15 protein-coding genes and 1 tRNA gene are annotated in these 18,624 nt (G+C 62.2%); 7 read left to right on the top strand and 9 right to left on the bottom strand.

The features are described from left to right. Window positions 1-203 precede the first annotated feature (203 nt). From AQZ49_RS00485 to phnX, 5 genes are all read left to right on the top strand, one after another. Window positions 204-2,936 (top strand): TonB-dependent receptor, encoded by a 2,733-nt coding sequence (locus tag AQZ49_RS00485; RefSeq protein ID WP_067611293.1) that lies wholly within the window; start codon window positions 204-206, stop codon window positions 2,934-2,936. Window positions 2,937-3,065: 129 nt separating this feature from the next. Then, a complete protein-coding gene (locus AQZ49_RS00480) occupies window positions 3,066-5,117 on the top strand; it encodes a tetratricopeptide repeat-containing sulfotransferase family protein (RefSeq protein WP_067611290.1) in 2,052 nt (683 codons plus the stop codon). Window positions 5,118-5,611: 494 nt separating this feature from the next. Next, a complete protein-coding gene (locus AQZ49_RS00475) occupies window positions 5,612-8,323 on the top strand; it encodes a TonB-dependent receptor (RefSeq protein ID WP_067611287.1) in 2,712 nt (903 codons plus the stop codon). A 94-nt stretch (window positions 8,324-8,417) separates the two neighbouring features. Beyond that, on the top strand, window positions 8,418-9,545 hold the full coding sequence (locus AQZ49_RS00470; protein ID WP_067611284.1) for a TIGR03364 family FAD-dependent oxidoreductase: 1,128 nt from the start codon (window positions 8,418-8,420) through the stop codon (window positions 9,543-9,545). Next, window positions 9,542-10,360 (top strand): phosphonoacetaldehyde hydrolase, encoded by an 819-nt coding sequence (phnX, locus tag AQZ49_RS00465; protein ID WP_067611281.1) that lies wholly within the window; start codon window positions 9,542-9,544, stop codon window positions 10,358-10,360. Before AQZ49_RS00470 ends, phnX begins: the two co-directional genes overlap by 4 nt. On the opposite strand, the gene msrA is transcribed toward phnX, so the two are convergent. The 5 genes from msrA to efp all read right to left on the bottom strand — a co-directional run bounded on the left by msrA (window position 10,361) and on the right by efp (window position 13,117). Then, complete coding sequence (gene msrA / locus AQZ49_RS00460) at window positions 10,361-11,014, bottom strand: peptide-methionine (S)-S-oxide reductase MsrA (protein ID WP_067611277.1); 654 nt, start codon at window positions 11,012-11,014, stop codon at window positions 10,361-10,363. It lies immediately after the preceding gene. Continuing rightward, window positions 11,014-11,496: a peptide-methionine (R)-S-oxide reductase MsrB gene (gene msrB / locus AQZ49_RS00455; RefSeq protein ID WP_067611274.1), complete on the bottom strand. Its 483-nt coding sequence runs from the start codon at window positions 11,494-11,496 to the stop codon at window positions 11,014-11,016. Before msrB ends, msrA begins: the two co-directional genes overlap by 1 nt. Window positions 11,497-11,602: 106 nt before the next feature. Further along, a tRNA-Leu gene (locus AQZ49_RS00450) sits at window positions 11,603-11,686 on the bottom strand. Window positions 11,687-11,724: 38 nt separating this feature from the next. After that, window positions 11,725-12,549: an inositol monophosphatase family protein gene (locus AQZ49_RS00445; RefSeq protein ID WP_067611271.1), complete on the bottom strand. Its 825-nt coding sequence runs from the start codon at window positions 12,547-12,549 to the stop codon at window positions 11,725-11,727. A gap of 4 nt (window positions 12,550-12,553) precedes the next feature. Next, complete coding sequence (efp, locus tag AQZ49_RS00440; protein ID WP_067611268.1) at window positions 12,554-13,117, bottom strand: elongation factor P; 564 nt, start codon at window positions 13,115-13,117, stop codon at window positions 12,554-12,556. A 128-nt stretch (window positions 13,118-13,245) separates the two neighbouring features. Here efp and AQZ49_RS00435 point away from each other — a divergent pair, with 128 nt between their 5' ends. Continuing rightward, window positions 13,246-13,635 carry a hypothetical protein gene (locus AQZ49_RS00435; RefSeq protein ID WP_067612459.1) on the top strand — a complete coding sequence of 130 codons (390 nt, stop codon included), beginning with the start codon at window positions 13,246-13,248 and terminating at the stop codon, window positions 13,633-13,635. A 5-nt stretch (window positions 13,636-13,640) separates the two neighbouring features. On the opposite strand, the gene thiE is transcribed toward AQZ49_RS00435, so the two are convergent. Beyond that, a complete protein-coding gene (gene thiE / locus AQZ49_RS00430; protein ID WP_067611265.1) occupies window positions 13,641-14,294 on the bottom strand; it encodes a thiamine phosphate synthase in 654 nt (217 codons plus the stop codon). 120 nt (window positions 14,295-14,414) lie between these two features. Next, window positions 14,415-15,323 carry a fructose bisphosphate aldolase gene (locus AQZ49_RS00425; RefSeq protein WP_067611261.1) on the bottom strand — a complete coding sequence of 303 codons (909 nt, stop codon included), beginning with the start codon at window positions 15,321-15,323 and terminating at the stop codon, window positions 14,415-14,417. A gap of 262 nt (window positions 15,324-15,585) precedes the next feature. Between AQZ49_RS00425 and AQZ49_RS00420 the strand changes: the two genes are divergently transcribed. Continuing rightward, complete coding sequence (locus AQZ49_RS00420; protein ID WP_067612454.1) at window positions 15,586-16,143, top strand: TlpA family protein disulfide reductase; 558 nt, start codon at window positions 15,586-15,588, stop codon at window positions 16,141-16,143. On the opposite strand, the gene pgk is transcribed toward AQZ49_RS00420, so the two are convergent. Both pgk and gap read right to left on the bottom strand, forming a co-directional pair. Continuing rightward, entirely contained in the window at window positions 16,133-17,329 is a 1,197-nt protein-coding gene (pgk, locus tag AQZ49_RS00415) for a phosphoglycerate kinase (RefSeq protein WP_067612451.1), read from the bottom strand. The two genes, AQZ49_RS00420 and pgk, sit on opposite strands and share 11 nt — an antisense overlap. A 217-nt stretch (window positions 17,330-17,546) precedes the next feature. Beyond that, window positions 17,547-18,554 carry a type I glyceraldehyde-3-phosphate dehydrogenase gene (gene gap, locus AQZ49_RS00410; protein WP_067611258.1) on the bottom strand — a complete coding sequence of 336 codons (1,008 nt, stop codon included), beginning with the start codon at window positions 18,552-18,554 and terminating at the stop codon, window positions 17,547-17,549. Between the last annotated feature and the right edge of the window lie 70 nt (window positions 18,555-18,624).

The raw sequence follows: 18,624 nt of genomic DNA, 5'->3' as shown, positions 1-18,624 counted from the left end.
TGCCTTGTGGGACGATCAACCACCCGGCATAACTCACTGTAGGGAAAGGCGGCGAACCATCGACTGCCTGCCCATCCGGCCGGAGACGGTGCGGGGGTTTGCCGGGGGGAGACAGGCAATTGCGCGCAGCCGCGCTTTGCAAAGCACCCCGAAATACCCCCGCCCCCGCCAACGGACCTAACGGCAACGCCCAGGGGGGTAGTATGAAAACCGGTATGCAGATGCTCAAATTCGGCCTGTTTGCAGGATCGGCGCTGTTTGCGCTGTCCGGCACGGCCCACGCCGACCAGGCGGCCGACGCAACCACTGCGGCGACCAGCTCGGGCGAAATCATCGTTACCGCACAGCGTCGCGACCAGTCGCTGCAGGACGTGCCGATGACCCTTCAGGCGCTCAGCAGCGATTCGCTGAGCAAACTGAACGTCACCACGTTCAACGACCTGTTGAAGTACACCCCCAACGTCACGTTCGGGAACAACGGCCCGGGCCAGGGCGCCATCTTCATGCGCGGGCTGTCGTCGGGCTTTGCCGGTGAACAGTCGGCCGGCACGATCGGCGGGTTCCCCAACGTCGCGCTCTATCTCGACGATCAGTCGATGCAGTTCCCGGCGCACAACGCCGATATCTACGTTGCCGATATCGAACGCGTCGAAGTGCTCGAAGGTCCGCAGGGCACGCTGTTTGGCGGTGGCGCCGAAGCGGGTGCAGTTCGCTACATCACCGCGAAACCCAAACTCGACAAGTTCGAAGGCAAGATCGAAGGCAGCTTTGGCGGCACATCGGGCGGGGCAGCCAACGCGGCGTTCAACGCGATGTTGAACGTGCCGATCATCCAGGACAAAGTCGCGGTCCGCGCGGTTATCTACGATGACCACCACGGCGGCTATATCAACAATGTCTATTCGACCTTCACGCGCGCCAACACCGACCTTGGCAACTATTACCTGGGCACGCCCAAGAACACCAATGGCATTGGTTACCAGACTGTTCCGCAGTCGCAGCAGTCGAACAACGGTCAGTACAACAACGCCGATCAGGTGAAGAACAATGCCAACCCGGCCGATTATGTCGGCGGACGCATTGAACTGGCCGCGAATATCGCGCCGGATTGGAACCTGCTGGTCACCGAGTCGTACCAGAGCCTTGACACGTCGGGTTCGTTCTCGACGCAGTCGTACAGCTATGACTATCAACCCATTCCTTCGATGTCGTCGACGTTGTTCGAACCGCAGTACAGTAAGGACAATTACTGGAACACGGCGTGGACAATCGACGGCAAGCTCGGCGATTTCAAGGTGTTGTATACCGGCGCCTATATGGTCCGCCACATTTCGCAACAGGGTGACTATACCAACTATGCCCGTGCACCTTATGGCGTCTATTATCAGTGCACCGGCGGCAAGTCCTACTGGAACCATGGCGCCACACCGTATTGCTATGCGCCGAACGCCTACTGGACCGACAATCTGCGCACGACGCACCAAAGCCACGAACTGCGCCTGACGACACCCGAAGGCAAACGTATCCGGGCCATCGTTGGTGCCTATTATGAATCGTTCAAGATTCAGGACATCAACGATTGGGATTACAAGACGATCCCGGCCTGCACCACGGCGGCCATTACGGCCAACCAGGCCTGTTCCGCCTCTGTCGGCCCATTGCCGGGAGCGACCGCCAACCAGGGTGGCCTGCGTCAGCCTGCCACGGCGTTCGGTGAAGACACCCAACGCGGCTACAAGCAGTATGCGCTGTTTGGCTCGGTCGATTTCGACATCCTGCCGACCGTCACCTTGACGGGCGGCACTCGCTATTATGATTACAAGGAATACGAAACCGGGTCGGTTTACGAAACGGCGGGGTATTACTGCAATCAGCAGCCTGCGACCACGAACTGCGCCGTCGTCAATCCAGGCAGCGCAAATCTCAATGCGGACAACCTGAACGCCAGCTTCAAGGGCTTCAAGAGCCGTGGGGTGATCACCTGGAAGCCGCAGCCGCACACAATGGCATACGCCTTGTTCAGCCAGGGCTTCCGCCCTGGTCTGTTCAACCGTGGCCCGACCGAGCGCGTGCAGGATCCGGTTGATCCCTATCTGCCGTCCGGTGCCAAGAACTATCAGTTGGCAGTCCCGGCGGCCGTCAAGCCCGACACTTTGACCAACTGGGAAGTTGGCTTCAAGACCGACTTGCTCGACCGCAAGGTGCAGTTCAACTTGTCTGCATACTATATGGTCTGGCAAAACGTCCAAACCGGCTTCTTCAACCCGGCGGGTGGTTTCGGCAACACCGCGTTTGGCGTGACCGGCCCCAACTACCATATCAAGGGTGTTGAGGCGCAAATCGTGGCGCGGCCGATAACCGGGCTGTCCCTCCAGGGTTCGGCGACCTACAACGACAGCAAGCAGTCGACTTCGCCGTGCTTCATCTCGAATATTGCGACGTCATCAAGCTATGGCCAATGCATCAGCGGTGTTTATCTGGGTGGATCGGCGCATTCGGTCAGCAGCCCATTCGGAAACATCGGCGATACAACGCCGTTCAGCCCGCATGTGCAGGCAAATGCGCGTGCGCGGTATGACTGGGCCGGGAAAGCCGACTTCAACTGGTTTGTTTCGGGCGGTGTTTCCTACACCGGTTCGCAGTACAACCAGCCGGCGACTTATCCGAACGGCAACGTAGCCGACAATGCGTCGACATTCCTCAGCGCCAACGGGATCATCGTCCCCGGTACGACATTGCTGCGGTATGAAATGCCCGGTTATGCCACGTTCGATTCATCGGTCGGATTCACGCATGACAACATCACCGTCACCATTTTCGGTGAAAACCTGGGCAATGCCCATTCCAGCACGTTCACGTCTTCGGCCGAATATATCAAAACCCAAGTGCCGTTGCGTCCGCGTATCTATGGCGTGAAGATCAGCAGCAAGTTCTGATCCCGACGCCTACAACGGAATGGTTGAAACAGATTGGGCGGCACCTGACGGGTGTCGCCCTTTCTGTTGAGAGGATCGGCCACACGTTGGCTTTGACAACGAGCCGATGATTGCCGAGAGAAGTGCACGATGGCCACGCAGCAGATAGAGTCTTCCGCCCCGCAACCAGTTTCGCCACTGGAAGGCGAAGTCGTGCGCCTGCAGGCTCTGCTCGATCAGGGCCATTATCAGGACGCGCTCGATGCGGTCACACCACTCCTCGCCACCTGGCCCGAAAATCGCGACCTCTTGCTGATCGCGGCCATGGCCCAGCGCCATCTGAAGCATACGGTCGAGGCGCTGGCGCTGTTGACCAGGCTCGACGCGGTCAAGCCGAATTTTCCGCCAGCGCTGCAAGAGCGTGGGCTATGTTACGTTGCGCTTCGCGACGCTACGCAGGCGATTGACACGCTGCGGCTGGCGGTTGCCATCAATCCGGCATTGCCGATGGCGTGGCGGATGCTTGACGGCTTGTGCCGGATGATCGGGAATACCGAAGGTGCCGACATCGCGATGCGCCAATGCGCCCATCTTGCCAGCCTGCCCCCACCGATTGTCCGCGCAAAATCACTATTTTATAACGGCGAGGTCAAGTTTGCCGAACGTTTGATCCGGGACTTCCTGCTGACTTATGGCGACCATCCCGAAGCGATGCGTTTGCTTGCACAGATCGGTTTCATCGACAACGTGCTGGACGACGTCGAATTGCTGTACACCGGCGTGCTTGCCATGGTGCCCGACCATCACGAAGCGCGCGCCGAATATGTTCAGACGCTGATCGCGCGTCACAAGTTTGCCGCGGCAAGCGAAGCCTTGCAACCCCTGCTTGTGCTCGATCCCGCCAGTCACCCCCACCGCACCCAATTGGCGACCATTGCGGTCGGACTAGGCGAACATCAGCTAGCGATCACACAGTATCGCGCGATGCTGGCGGAGATCGAAGACGACGACTTCAATGCAAACTTGCGCCGCGCAGATCTCTACCTCTGGCTAGGCCACGCACTCAAGACTGTCGGCGACCTGCCCGAAGCGATTGCCGCGTATCGCGCCGCAACCGATGCCCGACCGGACTTTGGTGACGCCTGGTGGAGTCTGGCCAACCTCAAGATCTATCGCTTTGACGATCGCGAACTCGACACGATCAGGCGGTGCGAGGCCGATCCGGCCACCGTCCCGATCGACCGCATCCATCTGGCCTTCGCCTTGGGCAAGGCCTTGGAGGATCGACGGGAATACGAACACTCATGGGCTGCCTATGCGCGAGGCAATGCCGAAAAGCGCATCGAGAGCAAATACCGGCCCGAGGTATACGAAAAGAACACGTCGGAACAAAAGCGCATCTGCACGCCCGCGTTGTTTGCCGCGCGCTCGGGTTGGGGCGTTGAAGCGCGTGATCCGATCTTCGTGCTCGGCCTGCCGCGTTCGGGATCGACCCTGATCGAACAGATCCTGGCCTCGCACAGTCTGGTCGAAGGCACGCAGGAATTGCCTGAAATCGTACACATCGTGCACGAATTGCAGGGCCGCGAAATGGATTTTGAAGAGCCTCGCTATCCCCAGTCGCTGATCGATCTCGATGCCGAAGCGGTCCGCAAATATGGCGAGCAATTCATGCGTGACACGCGCGCCTATCGGATCATGGGTCGTCCGTTCTTCATCGACAAGATGCCCAACAATTTCCGCCATATCGGGCTGATTCATCTGATCCTGCCCAACGCCACAATCATCGATGCGCGCCGCAATCCGATGGACTGCTGCTTTTCCAACCTAAAGCAACTGTTCGCACAAGGGCAGGAATTCACTTATTCGATCGAGGATATCGCGCGTTATTATCGCACTTATCTCGATCTGATGCGGCACTGGGACACCGTGCTGCCCGGGCGCGTGCTGCGGCTGATCAACGAAGACCTGATCGACGATCCGGAAGGCCAGATCCGGCGGCTGCTCGATCATTGCGGGCTGCCGTTCGAGGACGCTTGCCTCAATTTCCACCAGACCCGCCGCAGTGTGCGCACCCCCAGTTCCGAACAAGTGCGGCGCCCGATCAGCCGGGCCGGGGTCGATCAGTGGAAACCCTATGCGCAATGGCTCGACCCGCTGGCCGATGCGCTGGGCGATGCACTGGAAACCTGGCGCGACTGATCTGGCAGGGTTGCGGTGCACAATGCTTCGCGATCCGATTCGATTCCGGCTCCCCTTCGGCTAGGCAGAGGCAGGCCACCTGCCTCGTGTGCGACAGATGCATTTGTGCAACATAGCCACACCAACCCCCTACGCCCGTTCGGGACACATGACAGCGACAGACCAAACGGCTTGCCTCGACACGGCGAAGGCATATTTTTAACGCCTTTTTATCAGTGTCTTAAGAACTAATATCAGTTTTTCTTATCGGGAAATCCCGATCCAGAATTTGTGACAGCAATAAGTCCGAATTCAATTCCTCCACATTGGAGTGTCACATTCCCGGCTCATAGCCGGGCTCAGGGACCGGCCTCGACACAGGGGACGGACCAACCGCTCGGGTATCACGGTGGCACGGTTCTTGTGCACTTGCGCTTTCGCCGCTGGGCGAAAGCCAGGCGCAGGCGGCAGTCGTTGACCTGGCGGGCGTGAAAATCACTCCCAGGGGGGTCACAATGACGACCGATAGCCGTATGCTGAAATCCGCGTTGTTCGCCGGTTGCGCACTGATTGCGATGTCCGGCACCGCCCGCGCCGAAGATGCGCCTGCCGCACCTGCGGCTAGCGAAGCGCCCACCGCCGGCGAAATCGTCGTGACCGCGACCCGCCGCAACGAGTCCATTCAAAACGTGCCGATGACGCTGCAGGCGCTCAGCGGCGACGCGCTGAGCAAACTCAACGTCACCACTTTCAGCGATCTGCTGAAGTATACACCCAACGTGACCTTCAGCAGCAATGGCCCAGGCCAAGGCGCGATCTACATGCGCGGCCTGTCGGCGGGCTTTGCCGGCAACCAGTCGTCGGGCACGATTGCCCCGTTCCCCAACGTGGCGCTCTATCTTGACGACCAGTCGATGCAGTTCCCGGCGCGCAACGCCGACGTTTACATGGCCGACATGGAACGCGTCGAAGTGCTCGAAGGGCCGCAGGGCACACTGTTCGGCGGCGGCGCCGAAGCTGGCGCGGTGCGGTATATCACCAACAAGCCCGAATTGAACAAGCTGGACGGCCATCTCGAAGGCAGCTTTGGCGGCACCGCCGGTGGCGCGCCCAACGCAGCCTTCAATGCCACGATCAACCTGCCGATCATCAGCGACACGCTGGCGATCCGCGCGACAGTCTATGACGATCACCACGGCGGTTACATCAACAACGTCTATTCGACGTTCACGCGCCAGGCGACCGATCCGGGCGCCGTCAGCTATGGCTATACCCCCAGCGCAACCAACCAGGCCAACAACGGGCAGTACAACAACGCCAGCCAGGTCAAGAACAACTACAACCCGGTCGACTATGTCGGCGGCCGCATTGCGCTGAAATGGCAGGCGACCCCTGACTGGGACTTGCTGGTCAGCGAATCCTATCAGTCGGTCGATGCCGAAGGCACATTTGCGCAATTGCCGAACGGGACTGATTACCAGACGCTCGGTGCGTTGCAGACCACGACGTTTTCGCCTTCGTGGAACAAGGACGATTACTGGAACACCGCCTGGACTGTGAATGGCAAGATCGGCGACTGGAAACTGGTCTACACCGGCGCCTACATGACGCGGCACATCAACGAACAGCAGGACTATACCAACTATTCGCGCACCGCCGGCGGGATGTACTATCAGTGCACCGGCTCGGCCACCGGGTTCGGTTCGGGCTCGACATATTGCTATTCACCGGTTGCCAACTGGAACGACCAGATCCGCAACACGCATCACAGCGAAGAAGTCCGTCTGTCCAGCCCGGACAGCAAGCCGATCCGCGTGATCGCAGGCGCATATTACGAACAGTTCCGGATCTACGACGTGATGCGTTTCAACTATGAAACCATCCCCACCTGCACTGCCAACGGTCAGGCCGACTGCCTTGGTCGCGTGCAGACTTATCCAGGCGCAACCGCCAACCAGCCGGGGCTTGAACCGGCGGGTACGGCATTCGGTGAAGACACCCAGCGCGGCTATCGCCAGTTTGCCTTCTTCGGTAACGTGGACTGGGACATCCTGCCCACGCTGACACTGAGCGGTGGCACCCGCTATTATAACTACAAGGAATACGAGCTTGGCTCGCAGTACCAGACCGGCACCGAATGCTATGGCGTAACGGTCTGCACACTGACCGGCAACCCGGCGGCAGACCTTGGCAGCGGCAACGTCAATATCAACGCGCTTGGCGACAACGTTACGTACCACGGGTTCAAGAGCAAGGCCGAGCTGGCCTATCATCCCGCGCGCGGGCAGTTGTTCTATGCCCTGTTCAGCCAGGGCTTCCGCCCCGGCGGGTTCAACCGCGCGCCCAAGGATGTACTGTCGGCAACGCCTTATGGTTCGGCAAACGGCGGTGCGGCGGGCAACTGGCAGTTCCTGCGTCCGGTCAACTATGCGCCCGACTCGCTGACCAACTGGGAAATCGGCAGCAAGACCGATCTGCTCGATCACAAGCTGACGCTTAACCTGTCAGCCTATTACATGGTCTGGTCGAACGTCCAGCTAGCATTCTTCAACCCGCCCGCGGGCCTTGGCAACACCACCTTCTTCACCAACGGCCCCAGCTATCACATCAAAGGCGCCGAAGTGCAGTTTGTGGCGCGCCCGACCACGCAGTTTTCGGTACAGGGTTCGGCGACCTACAACGACAGCAAGCAAGACAATTCGCCCTGCTTCGTGTCGAACATTTCCACCTCGCCGACCTATGGCCAGTGCATCAGCCAGTTCTATTCCAAAAACGCGACCACCCCGTCTGCCGAACCGGCGCTGTTTGGTCAGCCTGGCGGTACCACGCCGTTCAGCCCGCATTTCCAGGGCAACATTCGTGGCCGCTATGAATGGCAGGGCAAGGGCGACATGAACTGGTTCGCCACCACTGGCGTGACCTACACCGGCGCAATGAACAACCAACCCGCCAACTACCCCTCGGGCTCAGTCGCCAGCGCCTATGCGGTTCCCACCGCCAGCGGCGTGTTGCAGCCCACGACAACAACGCTGCTCTATCGCATGTCGGGCTATGAGCTGGTCGATGCCTCGATTGGTTTCAGCCGTGATAACTGGACGGTCACGATCTATGGCGAAAACCTGACCAACACCCACGCTTCGACGTTCACCACCTCCGCCCAGTTCATCAAGGCCGAGGTGCCGGTGCGTCCGCTGATCTACGGAGTGAAGCTGGCCACCAAGTTCTAAGGTTCCGAACGACTGCAAGACGCAACGGGGCGGCATCGACAACGGTGTCGCCCCATGCTGTTGTTTGGCACTCCTTCAAGACAGGTACCATTGCATGGCCAAACAATACGATCTGGCGATCATCGGCGGCGGCGTGCTCGGGCTGGCGCATGCGATTACGGCCGCGCGGCGGGGCATGCGCGTCGTGCTGATCGAACGCGAACGGCGTGCCAATGGCGCCTCGATCCGCAATTTCGGATTTATCACCGTGACCGGGCAGGAACGCGGTGCGTCATGGGAACTTGCCCGGCGCACCCGTGATGTGTGGGCGCAGATCGCGCCCGAGGCGCATATTCCCATCGAACAGCGCGGGTTGTACCTCTCGGCGCGCTCGCCCGAAGCCATCGCGGTGATCGAGGCCTTTCTGGCCACCGAAATGGGTGAAGGCTGCCGACTGCTGTCGGCCAAGGAATTTCGCACGGCAACCGGCGGGTTTGGCGGCGCCGACTTGCACGGCGCACTGTTCAGCCCGCACGAAATCCGCGTTGAATCGCGCCACGCCATCCCGCTGCTGACGCGCTGGGCGCAGGAAACACTGGGTATCGACGTGCTGACCGAAACGGTCGCCTTTTCCAGCCTGCCGCCCCGGCTCGATACGTCACGCGGGGTGGTCGAGGCGGCACAGGTGGTGGTCTGCCCAGGCGACGATTTTTCCACGCTGTGGCGCGACCGGATTGCCGCCTATGGTCTTCGCCGCTGCCGCCTGTCGATGCTGCGGCTGGCCGATCCCGGCCTGCGGCTGCCTGGCGCGTTGATGAGCGACCTGTCGCTTACCCGCTATGCCGGGTATGCCGCGCTGCCCGAGGCCGCCGCGCTGAAAGCCAAACTGTTGGCCGAACAGCCGCGCCACTATGACAACGGGGTGCATCTGATCGTCGCACAGGGCGGCGATGGCACGCTGATCGTCGGCGACAGCCATCACTATGACGATCTGCCGGGACCGTTCGCCCCGGCCAGCGCCGAAGACGACATCCTAGACGAATATGCCCGCGCGTTCGGCCAGGCCGCACCACCGGTGCTCGAACGCTGGGTCGGCACATATGCCAGCGCCAGCGACCGCACCTTTCTGGTCGACACCCCGGCGGGCAACGTGCGGCTGGTGATCGTCACCGGCGGTACCGGCGCATCGACATCGTTCGGCATTGCCGAACAGGTCCTGAACACTCTGATGGGAGACGCATGATGTCCTTTCCGGTGAAAGCGGTGATTTTCGATTGGGCCGGGACGATGGTCGATTTCGGCTGCACGGCACCGGTCGATGCGCTGTGCACGGTGTTTGCCGCCCAGGGCGTGCCGATCAGCGAAGCAGAAGCGCGCGCCGACATGGGCAAGGCCAAATATGACCATGTGACCGCGCTGCTGCAAGAACCCGCCATCGTCGCGCGCTGGACCGCGCATTTCGGCAAGGCCCCCGGCCTGGATGATATCGACCGCGTCTATGCGCTGGTCGAACCCGCGATGGTCGAAGCCGCCGCCCGCGCCGCCGCGCTGATCCCCGGTGCCGCGCAAGCTTATGCCGATTTGCAGGCGCTGGGCGTGCGGATCGGGTCAGGCACCGGCTATACCCCCGAAATGATGGCGGCGATCCGCACCCGCGCCGCCGATCAGGGTTATGACCCCGCCGTGGTGATCTGTGCGGGCGACACGCCGAGCGGACGCCCCGCGCCCCACATGACCTGGGCCGCGCTCATCGCGCTGAATGTCTGGCCCGCCTCGGCGGCGGTCAAAGTCGACGATGCGCCGGTGGGCATTGCCGAAGGGCGCCATGCCGGATGCTGGACCATCGGCATTGCCGCCTCGGGCAATGCGGTGGGGCTGAACGCGGCGGACTTTGCCGCGCTCGATCCCGATGATCGCGCACGGCGGGTTGCCGCCGCCGGTGCCGAACTGCGCGCCGAAGGGGCCGATTTCGTGATCGACGACGTGTCGCACCTGCTGCCGGTGATCCACCGCATTGCCGCCGCGATCACCGCCGGGCAAAAGCCCGGCGGCGCTTGATTATCCCACGTAGAACTGCGGGAACTTCGCCCGCAGACGCTCGACCCGCGCGACATCCCACCGCCGGATATAGGGATGATCGGGGTGGCGCTGCATGAAATGCTGGTGGTATTCTTCCGCAGGATAGAATCCGCCGGTTTCGATTTTGGTGGCGATCGGCTTGGCGAACGCGTGTGACTGGTTCAGCACCGCGATATAGCGCTGCGCCAGTTCGCGCTGCTGCGGGTTCTGTGGCCAGATTGCCGAGCGGTAGCTGCGCCCCTGATCTGGGTATTGGCCGTTCACTTCGGTCGGATCATGCGCCACGGCGAAATAGATTTCGAGCAACCGGCCATAGCTGATCACCGAAGGGTCATAGGTGATGCGCACCGTTTCGGCGTGGTTGGTCGTTTCGGTCGACACGGTTTCGTAATTGGCCTGCGCTGCGGTGCCACCGGCATAGCCGGCGACCACCGATTTCACGCCTTTGACATGTTCGAACACGCCTTCCATACCCCAGAAACACCCGCCCGACAGCTCGGCAACCTCTTTTCCAGCGGGTTTGGCGGCTTGCGCGGGCGGTTCGGGAAATGGCTGGTGACCGGCCTGCGCGGTGGCGGGGCCGTTGCAGGCGGCGAGCAGGGCCAGGCCTGCGGTCATGACAACAAGGCGCATCAGGCAGCTCCCGGATGAAAGATCAATGCGACGCCGTTCATGCAGTAGCGCTTGCCGGTCGGGCGTGGCCCGTCGGCGAACACGTGGCCCAGATGGCCCTGGCATCGCACGCAATGCACTTCTGTGCGCGGATAGCCGATCTCGAAATCGGTGTGCGTGGCAACGGCGCCGCGCAAGGGCTCCCAGAAACTGGGCCAACCGGTGCCGCTGTCGTATTTCGTGGCCGAATCGAACGCCGGCAGATCACACCCGGCGCAGGCAAAGCGCCCGTGGCGATGTTCATTGAGCAACGGGCTGGTAAACGGCCGTTCGGTTCCGGCGCGGCGCAGCACGTAGTAAGCCTCGGGGCTGAGTTTCTGGCGCCATTGCGCATCGGTCATGGTGAACCCGTTGGCGCGTGCGATCGCGGCCAGGCCGCTGCCCACACTCGCGACGGTACCAGCCATCAGCCAACCGACCAGAGAGCGTCGATCCATCGACATACCTTCATCCTCGTTTCAAAGCAGGCGAAGCACGTGCTTCGTCACAGACTTATTCGCAGGAGGACGGCATCCGGTTTCACCGGATAAAAATATACATGTCTTAAAGTGGTGCCCCTGGCCCGACTCGAACGGGCACGGATCTCTCCATCCGATTTTGAGTCGGACGCGTCTACCATTCCACCACAGGGGCACTCTGGAAACGTCCGCTAGCGGACGTTTCCCGATCGATCAACTGGCCTTGTTCGCTCCGGCCAGCAATTTCAACAATTTTGCGTGGAGACCATCGTTGGCGGCCAGCACGGATTCGGCGCAGATCGCATTCGAACGCCCGCGAAAGTCCGACACGAACCCGCCCGCTTCGCGCACCAGCAGGCACCCGGCGGCCGAATCCCAGATCGCCAGGTCGGTTTCCCAAAACCCGTCGAAGCGCCCCGCGGCAACCCACGCCAGATCGAGCGCAGCGGCGCCGTTGCGGCGGATGCCCGCCACACGCGGGCCCAGTTCCTGATAGATGCGCATCCATTGCTGCGCATCGCCCCGGTTGGAAAAGGGAATGCCGGTGCCGATCAGCGCCTCGTCAAGGTGGCGCCGTGCCGAAACGCGCAGGCGCCGGTCGTGCAACCAGGCACCGCGCGACTTTTCCGCCCAGAAGCTTTCATCGGTGATCGGCTGATAGACGATGCCCGCGATCACTTCGCCCCAGCCCGACCCGTCGAGCAGCGGTTCCTGCACCGCGATCGAGATCGCGAAATGCGGGATGCCGTGGAGGAAATTGGTTGTCCCGTCGAGCGGATCGACGATCCAACGCGGCTTGGTCGGGTCGCCCTCGATCGTGCCGCCTTCTTCCATCACAAAGCCCCAGTCGGGACGTGCCTGCAACAGTTCGTCGTAGATCGTGCGTTCGGCGTGCTGATCGGCTTTCGACACGAAATCGCCCGGCCCCTTGCGGCTGACCTGAAGATGTTCGACTTCGCCAAAATCGCGGCGCAGACGCGTGCCGGCCTTGCGGGCGGCGCGCTCCATGACGCGAATCAGACCGGAAATGGCAGCCATCCGATCAGCCCACTTTGCCGACGTAGGTGCGTTCGTAGACATCGACCACGATCCGCGTGCCGCTGCCGATATGCGGCGGCACCATCACGCGCACGCCGTTGTCGAGAATCGCCGGCTTATAGCTCGACGAAGCGGTCTGGCCTTTGACCACCGCATCGGCTTCGACGATGGTTGCTTCAACCTGGTCGGGCAATTGCACCGAAATCGGGCGCTCGTCGTACATTTCAAGCAGCACGGTCATGCCGTCCTGCAAAAATGCCGCCGCATCGCCAAGCAGATCGGACGGCAGCGTGATCTGGTCGTAGGTTTCGACATCCATGAACACCAGGTCTTCGCCCTCGGCAAACAGGAACTGGAAATCCTTGGTGTCGAGCCGCACGCGTTCGACCGTGTCTGCCGAACGGAACCGCACGTTGGTCTTGCGACCGTCGATCAGGTTCTTCATTTCGACCTGCATAAACGCACCGCCCTTGCCGGGCTGGGTATGCTGGGTCTTGGCAACCTTCCAGATGCCTTTTTCATATTCCAGGATATTGCCCGGACGGATGTCCACGCCGCTGATCTTCATGATGGAAAGAGCCTTGCCAGAGTTTGCGTGCCGGAAATTGTGCCGCCACGCGAAAGAAAGTGATTGGGGCCCTTAGCCGCTGGCGCCGATTGCTTCAAGTCACACGCGTGTGGTAGCGCGGCGGCGTGATGAAACGAACGCTAGTCCTGCTCGCCCTGTTGATCTCTGGCGCAAATCCCGCGCAGGCCGTGCCTGGCGGCAATCTGCGCACGCTGTTGAAGGGCTATTGGGTGTGCGAAACCCAGGGCGATGCGACCGAGCCGCCAAAGCGGCAACTGCAGGACAGTTTCCGGGTTATCCCTGATTCGAGCTATCGCACCACCACCGGCATGGTCGGCACGTATCTGCTGCTCGGCACAGACCTGACAATGACTGGCGGCCCTTTCAAGGGCCGCACCTACAAACTGGTCGGCCAGGGCATCCTGCACGTGCTCGACAGCGCGGGCAAACGCACCACCGAACGCTGCGTGCGGCAGGCCAGCGCCAGTTCGCTGGACGACGGGCCTGACGACACCTGAACCGGTCAGGCCCCGTCGGCCTGCGCGCGGAACTGGCTGCCGGTGGCGATCGCGCGTGCGAAATCGGACACCGCCTGCGCTTCGTCGCCACTCCACACCGCGCCGCTCACGGCCAGGAAATCGGCGCCCGCAGCCACCAGCGGCACGCAATTGGCAGGCGTGATCCCGCCGATCGCGACCACCGGTACCTCGAACAAATTGGCCCACCAGTGCAGCAGGTCGAGATCCGCGACATGCTCGGTGACTTTGGTGGTGGTGGGAAAGAACGCGCCGAACGCGACATAGTCGGCGCCCGCCTCGCCCGCTTCCATGGCCAGGTGGCGGCTGGCATGGCAGGTTACGCCGATCTGCGCCTGACGCCCCAGCCTTTGCCGCGCATCGGCCACATCGCCATCGTCCTGCCCCAGATGCACGCCATCGGCGCCGAGCCGTTTGGCCAGGCTGATCGAATCGTTGACGATGAAGGCAACGTCGTGGGCGGCGCAGATCTCCTGCAACGGCGCGGCCAGCGCGGCGGCGGCATGTTCGTCGATGTCCTTGACGCGAAACTGGAACGCCGCAACGGGCCCCGCCGCGACGGCGCGGGCCAGTCGATCAGGAAACGAGCCCGAAACGTCGAGCGGCGAAATCAGGTAAAGCTGACAGGCAGGTACGGTCATGCGCCCTGCGCTAGAACAAACCGGGCGGTTTGCAAATCCTCCCCGGTGCGGAAACGATGAAACGCCCCTTCCCCGCTTTGCGGGGCAAGGGGCGTGCCTTTGGCCATCCTCAGCGCAATGTCACACCGCGGCCTGCAGTGTCTTGACGGTCGATGCGGTATAGATTTCCTCGATCGCCTCACCCAGTTCGGCATCGAATTCGGCGTCGGTCATCGTCGCGCGCAACCCTTCGAGCAGCGCCCGGCTGAAACTGGCAATGATGCCGGGGTTTTCCGCCAGTTGGACGCAAGCCTCGCTGCGCGAATAGCCGCCCGACAGCGCCACCACGCGCAACACACCGGGATGCGATACCAGCGGCGCAAACGTGCCGGGCACTTTGGGCAGCGACAATTTCAGCATGACTTTCACGCCCGCCGGCAACGCATCGAGCGCGACCAGAATTTCCTTGAGCAGCAATTCGTCGCATTGCGCGCGGGTGTCGCTCTTGATGTTCACTTCGGGCTCGATGATCGGCATCAACCCGGCGGCAGTGACTTCGGCGGCGAGTGCGAACTGCTGTTTGACCACGGCGGCAATCCCGGCGGGGTTCGCCGCATTGATCACCGAGCGTTCCTTGGTACCATAGACGCCAAGGCTTTTGGCGCGCGCCAGCAGATCGGCCAGGCCGGGAATCGGCTTGAGCAGTTGCACGCCGTCGGCTTCGGGTTCGAGGCCCTTGTCGATCTTGATGAAGGGCACCACGCCGCGCGCGTTGAGCACCGCGGGCACTGGCTGACCGTCGATCAGGCCATCCATGGTGCGTTCGAACAGGATCGCGCCGAGCACTTTTTCGCCGGTGAACACCGGCGAGGTGATGATCCGCGCGCGCATCGCGTGGATCAGCGCATACATGCCGGCTTCGTCGGACCAGGCCCCTTCCTCGATCCCGTACCCCTTCAACGCCTTGGGCGTCGATCCGCCCGACTGATCGAGCGCAGCGATAAAGCCCTTGCCGGTGGCGACTTTGCGAGTCTGTTCAGCGTGATCCATGGCGAATTGTCTGTTCTTTCCCTCAATGCCGCGCGCGATCCGGACGTGAATTCCCCCCGGCGTTGCAAAGTGCCCCGCACACGACGCATGATTCCCAAGCGATGCATACCTATGCGCGGCCAGCCTTAGCCGCTTGCCGGTTGCAGCGCAACATGCGGTTTCACCCCTTTTCGGCGAATTTTCGACCCACCGTGCGCCCGCTTGACGGTTGGACAAAAATCGGGCGTGATCAAGGCCCGTTGTTGCAGATCAAAGGGTCATGATGCGCCCAGTCGCCCTTGCCGTCCGTCTGGTCATCATGGCGCTGCTCTGCGCGCCCGCCATGGTGCAGGCCGCCGACCCCAAAATCGGCCAGATCGCCCCCAATGCGCAGTTCACCACAGTGAAAGGCGAAAAATTCGACCTGGCCGCGTTGCGCGGGAAAGTCGTGGTGATCAATTTCTGGGCGACCTGGTGCGGCCCGTGCCGCCAGGAACTGCCGCTGCTCGATGCCTATTATCGCGCGCAGAAAGATCATGGCCTGATCGTGCTGGCCGCCACCACCGAAAACTCGGTGCCCGATTATCAGATGCAAAAACTGTTCGCCGTCTTGTCGATCACCCCGCTGCACCGGTTGAAAGGGCCCTATGGCCCGATCCACGATTCGGTGCCCACCAATTTCGTGATCGATCGCGCGGGCGTCGTGCGCTTTGCGCAGGCCGGTGCCTTCACGCTCGACGAACTCAACGAGGTGCTGGTGCCGCTGTTGAAAGAGCCGGTGCCGGACGGGGTGACGACCGCATCGATCGCCGCCCCGACCTTGCACCGCCTCAGCCGTTGAGCGCGGCGACACCGGGCAACTGCTTGCCCTCCATCCATTCGAGGAAGGCACCGCCCGCCGTCGAGACATAGGAAAAGTCGCCCGCCACACCGGCGTGGTTGAGCGCGGCCACGGTATCGCCACCGCCGGCCACCGAAACCAATGCGCCTTCCTTGCTGAGTGCCGCCGCCGATCGCGCCAGTGCCACCGTGGCAGTGTCGAACGGGGCAATCTCGAACGCACCGAGCGGCCCGTTCCACACCAGCGTGCGGCAGGTCTTGAGCACGTCGGCCAGCGCCTCGGTCGCTTGCGGACCGACATCGAGGATCATTTCGTCGGCCGCCACTTCGTGCACGTTGGTGACACGCAGCGAAGGCGGATTGGCCGCGAATTCCTTGGCCACCAGCGCATCATAAGGCAGATGCACGGTGCAACCGGCCTGATCGGCGGCAACCAGGATTGCCTCGGCAGTGTCTTTCAGATCGTGTTCGCACAGCGATTTGCCAACATCGATGCCGCGCGCGGCCAGAAAGGTGTTGGCCATGCCGCCACCGATGATCAGGTGATCGACTTTGGTCACCAGATGGGTCAGCACGTCGAGCTTGGTCGACACTTTGGCGCCGCCGACGACCGCCGCCACCGGATGTTCGGGATTGCCCAGCGCCTTTTCCAGCGCCTCAAGCTCGGCCTGCATCGCGCGCCCGGCATAGGCGGGCAGCACATGCGCCAACCCTTCGGTCGAGGCATGGGCGCGGTGCGCGGCCGAAAAGGCATCGTTGACATAAATGTCGCCCAGCCGCGCGATCGCCGCAACCAGCGCGGGATCGTTCTTTTCCTCGCCTTTGTGAAAGCGCGTGTTTTCCAGCACGGTGATCGAACCGGGGGTGAGCGCGGCCACCGCCGCCTCGGCCTCTGCCCCGGCGCAATCGGTGATAAAGCCGACCGGGCGGCCCAGCACCGCCTGCAACGCGGGCACGATATGGATCAGCGAATTGGCATCGCTGCGTTCGCCCTTGGGGCGACCGAAATGCGCCAGCACCAGCACCCGCGCGCCCTTGTCGGCCAGTTCGGCCAGCGTCGCCACGGTGGCGCGCAACCGGGTGTCGTCGGTAACCTGCCCATCGGCCATCGGCACGTTGAGATCTTCGCGCACCAGCACGGCCTTTCCGGCCACATCGGTGATGTCATCCAGCGTCTTGAAGGTCATCATCGGGTCCTTGGGTGGTCCTCCCCGGCACGGGAAGGGGGACCATGCGCAGCATGGTGGAGGGGATTGGCCTCATGGTGCCGATCACCCCGGGTCGTGCCCTGGGCGAGCCCCTCCACCGCGCTGCCCCCGCTGGGGGCAGTTTATCCTGAGCGGCTGCGCAAGCCGCAGCCGAAGGGCGCGGTCCCCCTCCCCGGTACGGGGAGGATAACAGGGTTCAGATCAGGCTGCCGATCACACCGGCGGTATCGACCATGCGGTTCGAGAAACCCCATTCGTTGTCATACCACGACAGCACGCGCACCAGCTTGCCATCGAGTACCGAGGTTTCCAGGCTGTCGACCGTCGACGAGGCTGGATCGTGGTTGAAATCGATCGAGACCAGCGGTTCGTCGGTATAGGCCAACACGCCCTTCAGCGGGCCTTCGGCCGCAGCCTTGAGCAGCGCGTTGACTTCGTCCTTGGTTGTGTCGCGCTTGGGCACGAACGTCAGATCGACGACGGAGACGTTGGGGGTCGGCACGCGGATCGCCGACCCGTCGAGCTTGCCCTTCAGTTCGGGCAGCACTTCGCCCACCGCGCGCGCGGCGCCGGTGGTGGTGGGGATCATGCTCATCGCGGCGGCACGCGCACGGCGCGGGTCGGAATGGATCTGGTCGAGGATCTTCTGATCGTTGGTATAGCTGTGGATCGTGGTCATCAGCCCACGTTCGATGCCGATCGCATCGTTCAGCACTTTGGCAAACGGCGCCAGGCAATTGGTGGTGCACGACGCGTTCGACACGATCAGATGGTCGGCGGTCAGCTTGTCATGATTGACACCATAGACCACGGTCAGATCGACATTCTTGGCCGGCGCCGAGATCAGCACGCGCTTGGCGCCCGCGTCGAGATGCTTTTGCGCGCTGTCACGGTCGGTGAAGAAACCGGTGCATTCCAGCGCGATGTCGATGCCGTCGGCAGCGTGCGGCAACTTGGCCGGATCGCGCTCCGCGGTCACCTTGATGCGCTTGCCGTCGATGATCAGGTCGTTGCCGTCCACGTCTACCGTGCCCGGATAGGCACCGTGGACGCTGTCGCGCTTGAACAGGCGGGCATTGGCGACCGGGCTGGCCAGATCGTTGATCGCCACCAGTTCCAGCCCGCAATCGGGACGTTCGAGAATGGCGCGTGCCACATTGCGGCCGATGCGTCCGAAACCATTGATTGCGACTTTGGTCGCCATGTTCAAATCTCCTGTAGACTCAAGCGTACGGGTAGTCGCGGAATCTGGCACAAGACCCGACCCCGCCCTT

The organism is Novosphingobium sp. FSW06-99 (assembly GCF_001519065.1).
Lineage (GTDB): Bacteria > Pseudomonadota > Alphaproteobacteria > Sphingomonadales > Sphingomonadaceae > Novosphingobium.
The sequence above is the reverse complement of the archived record's forward strand: the minus strand, read 5'-3'. Positions and strand labels throughout refer to the sequence as shown.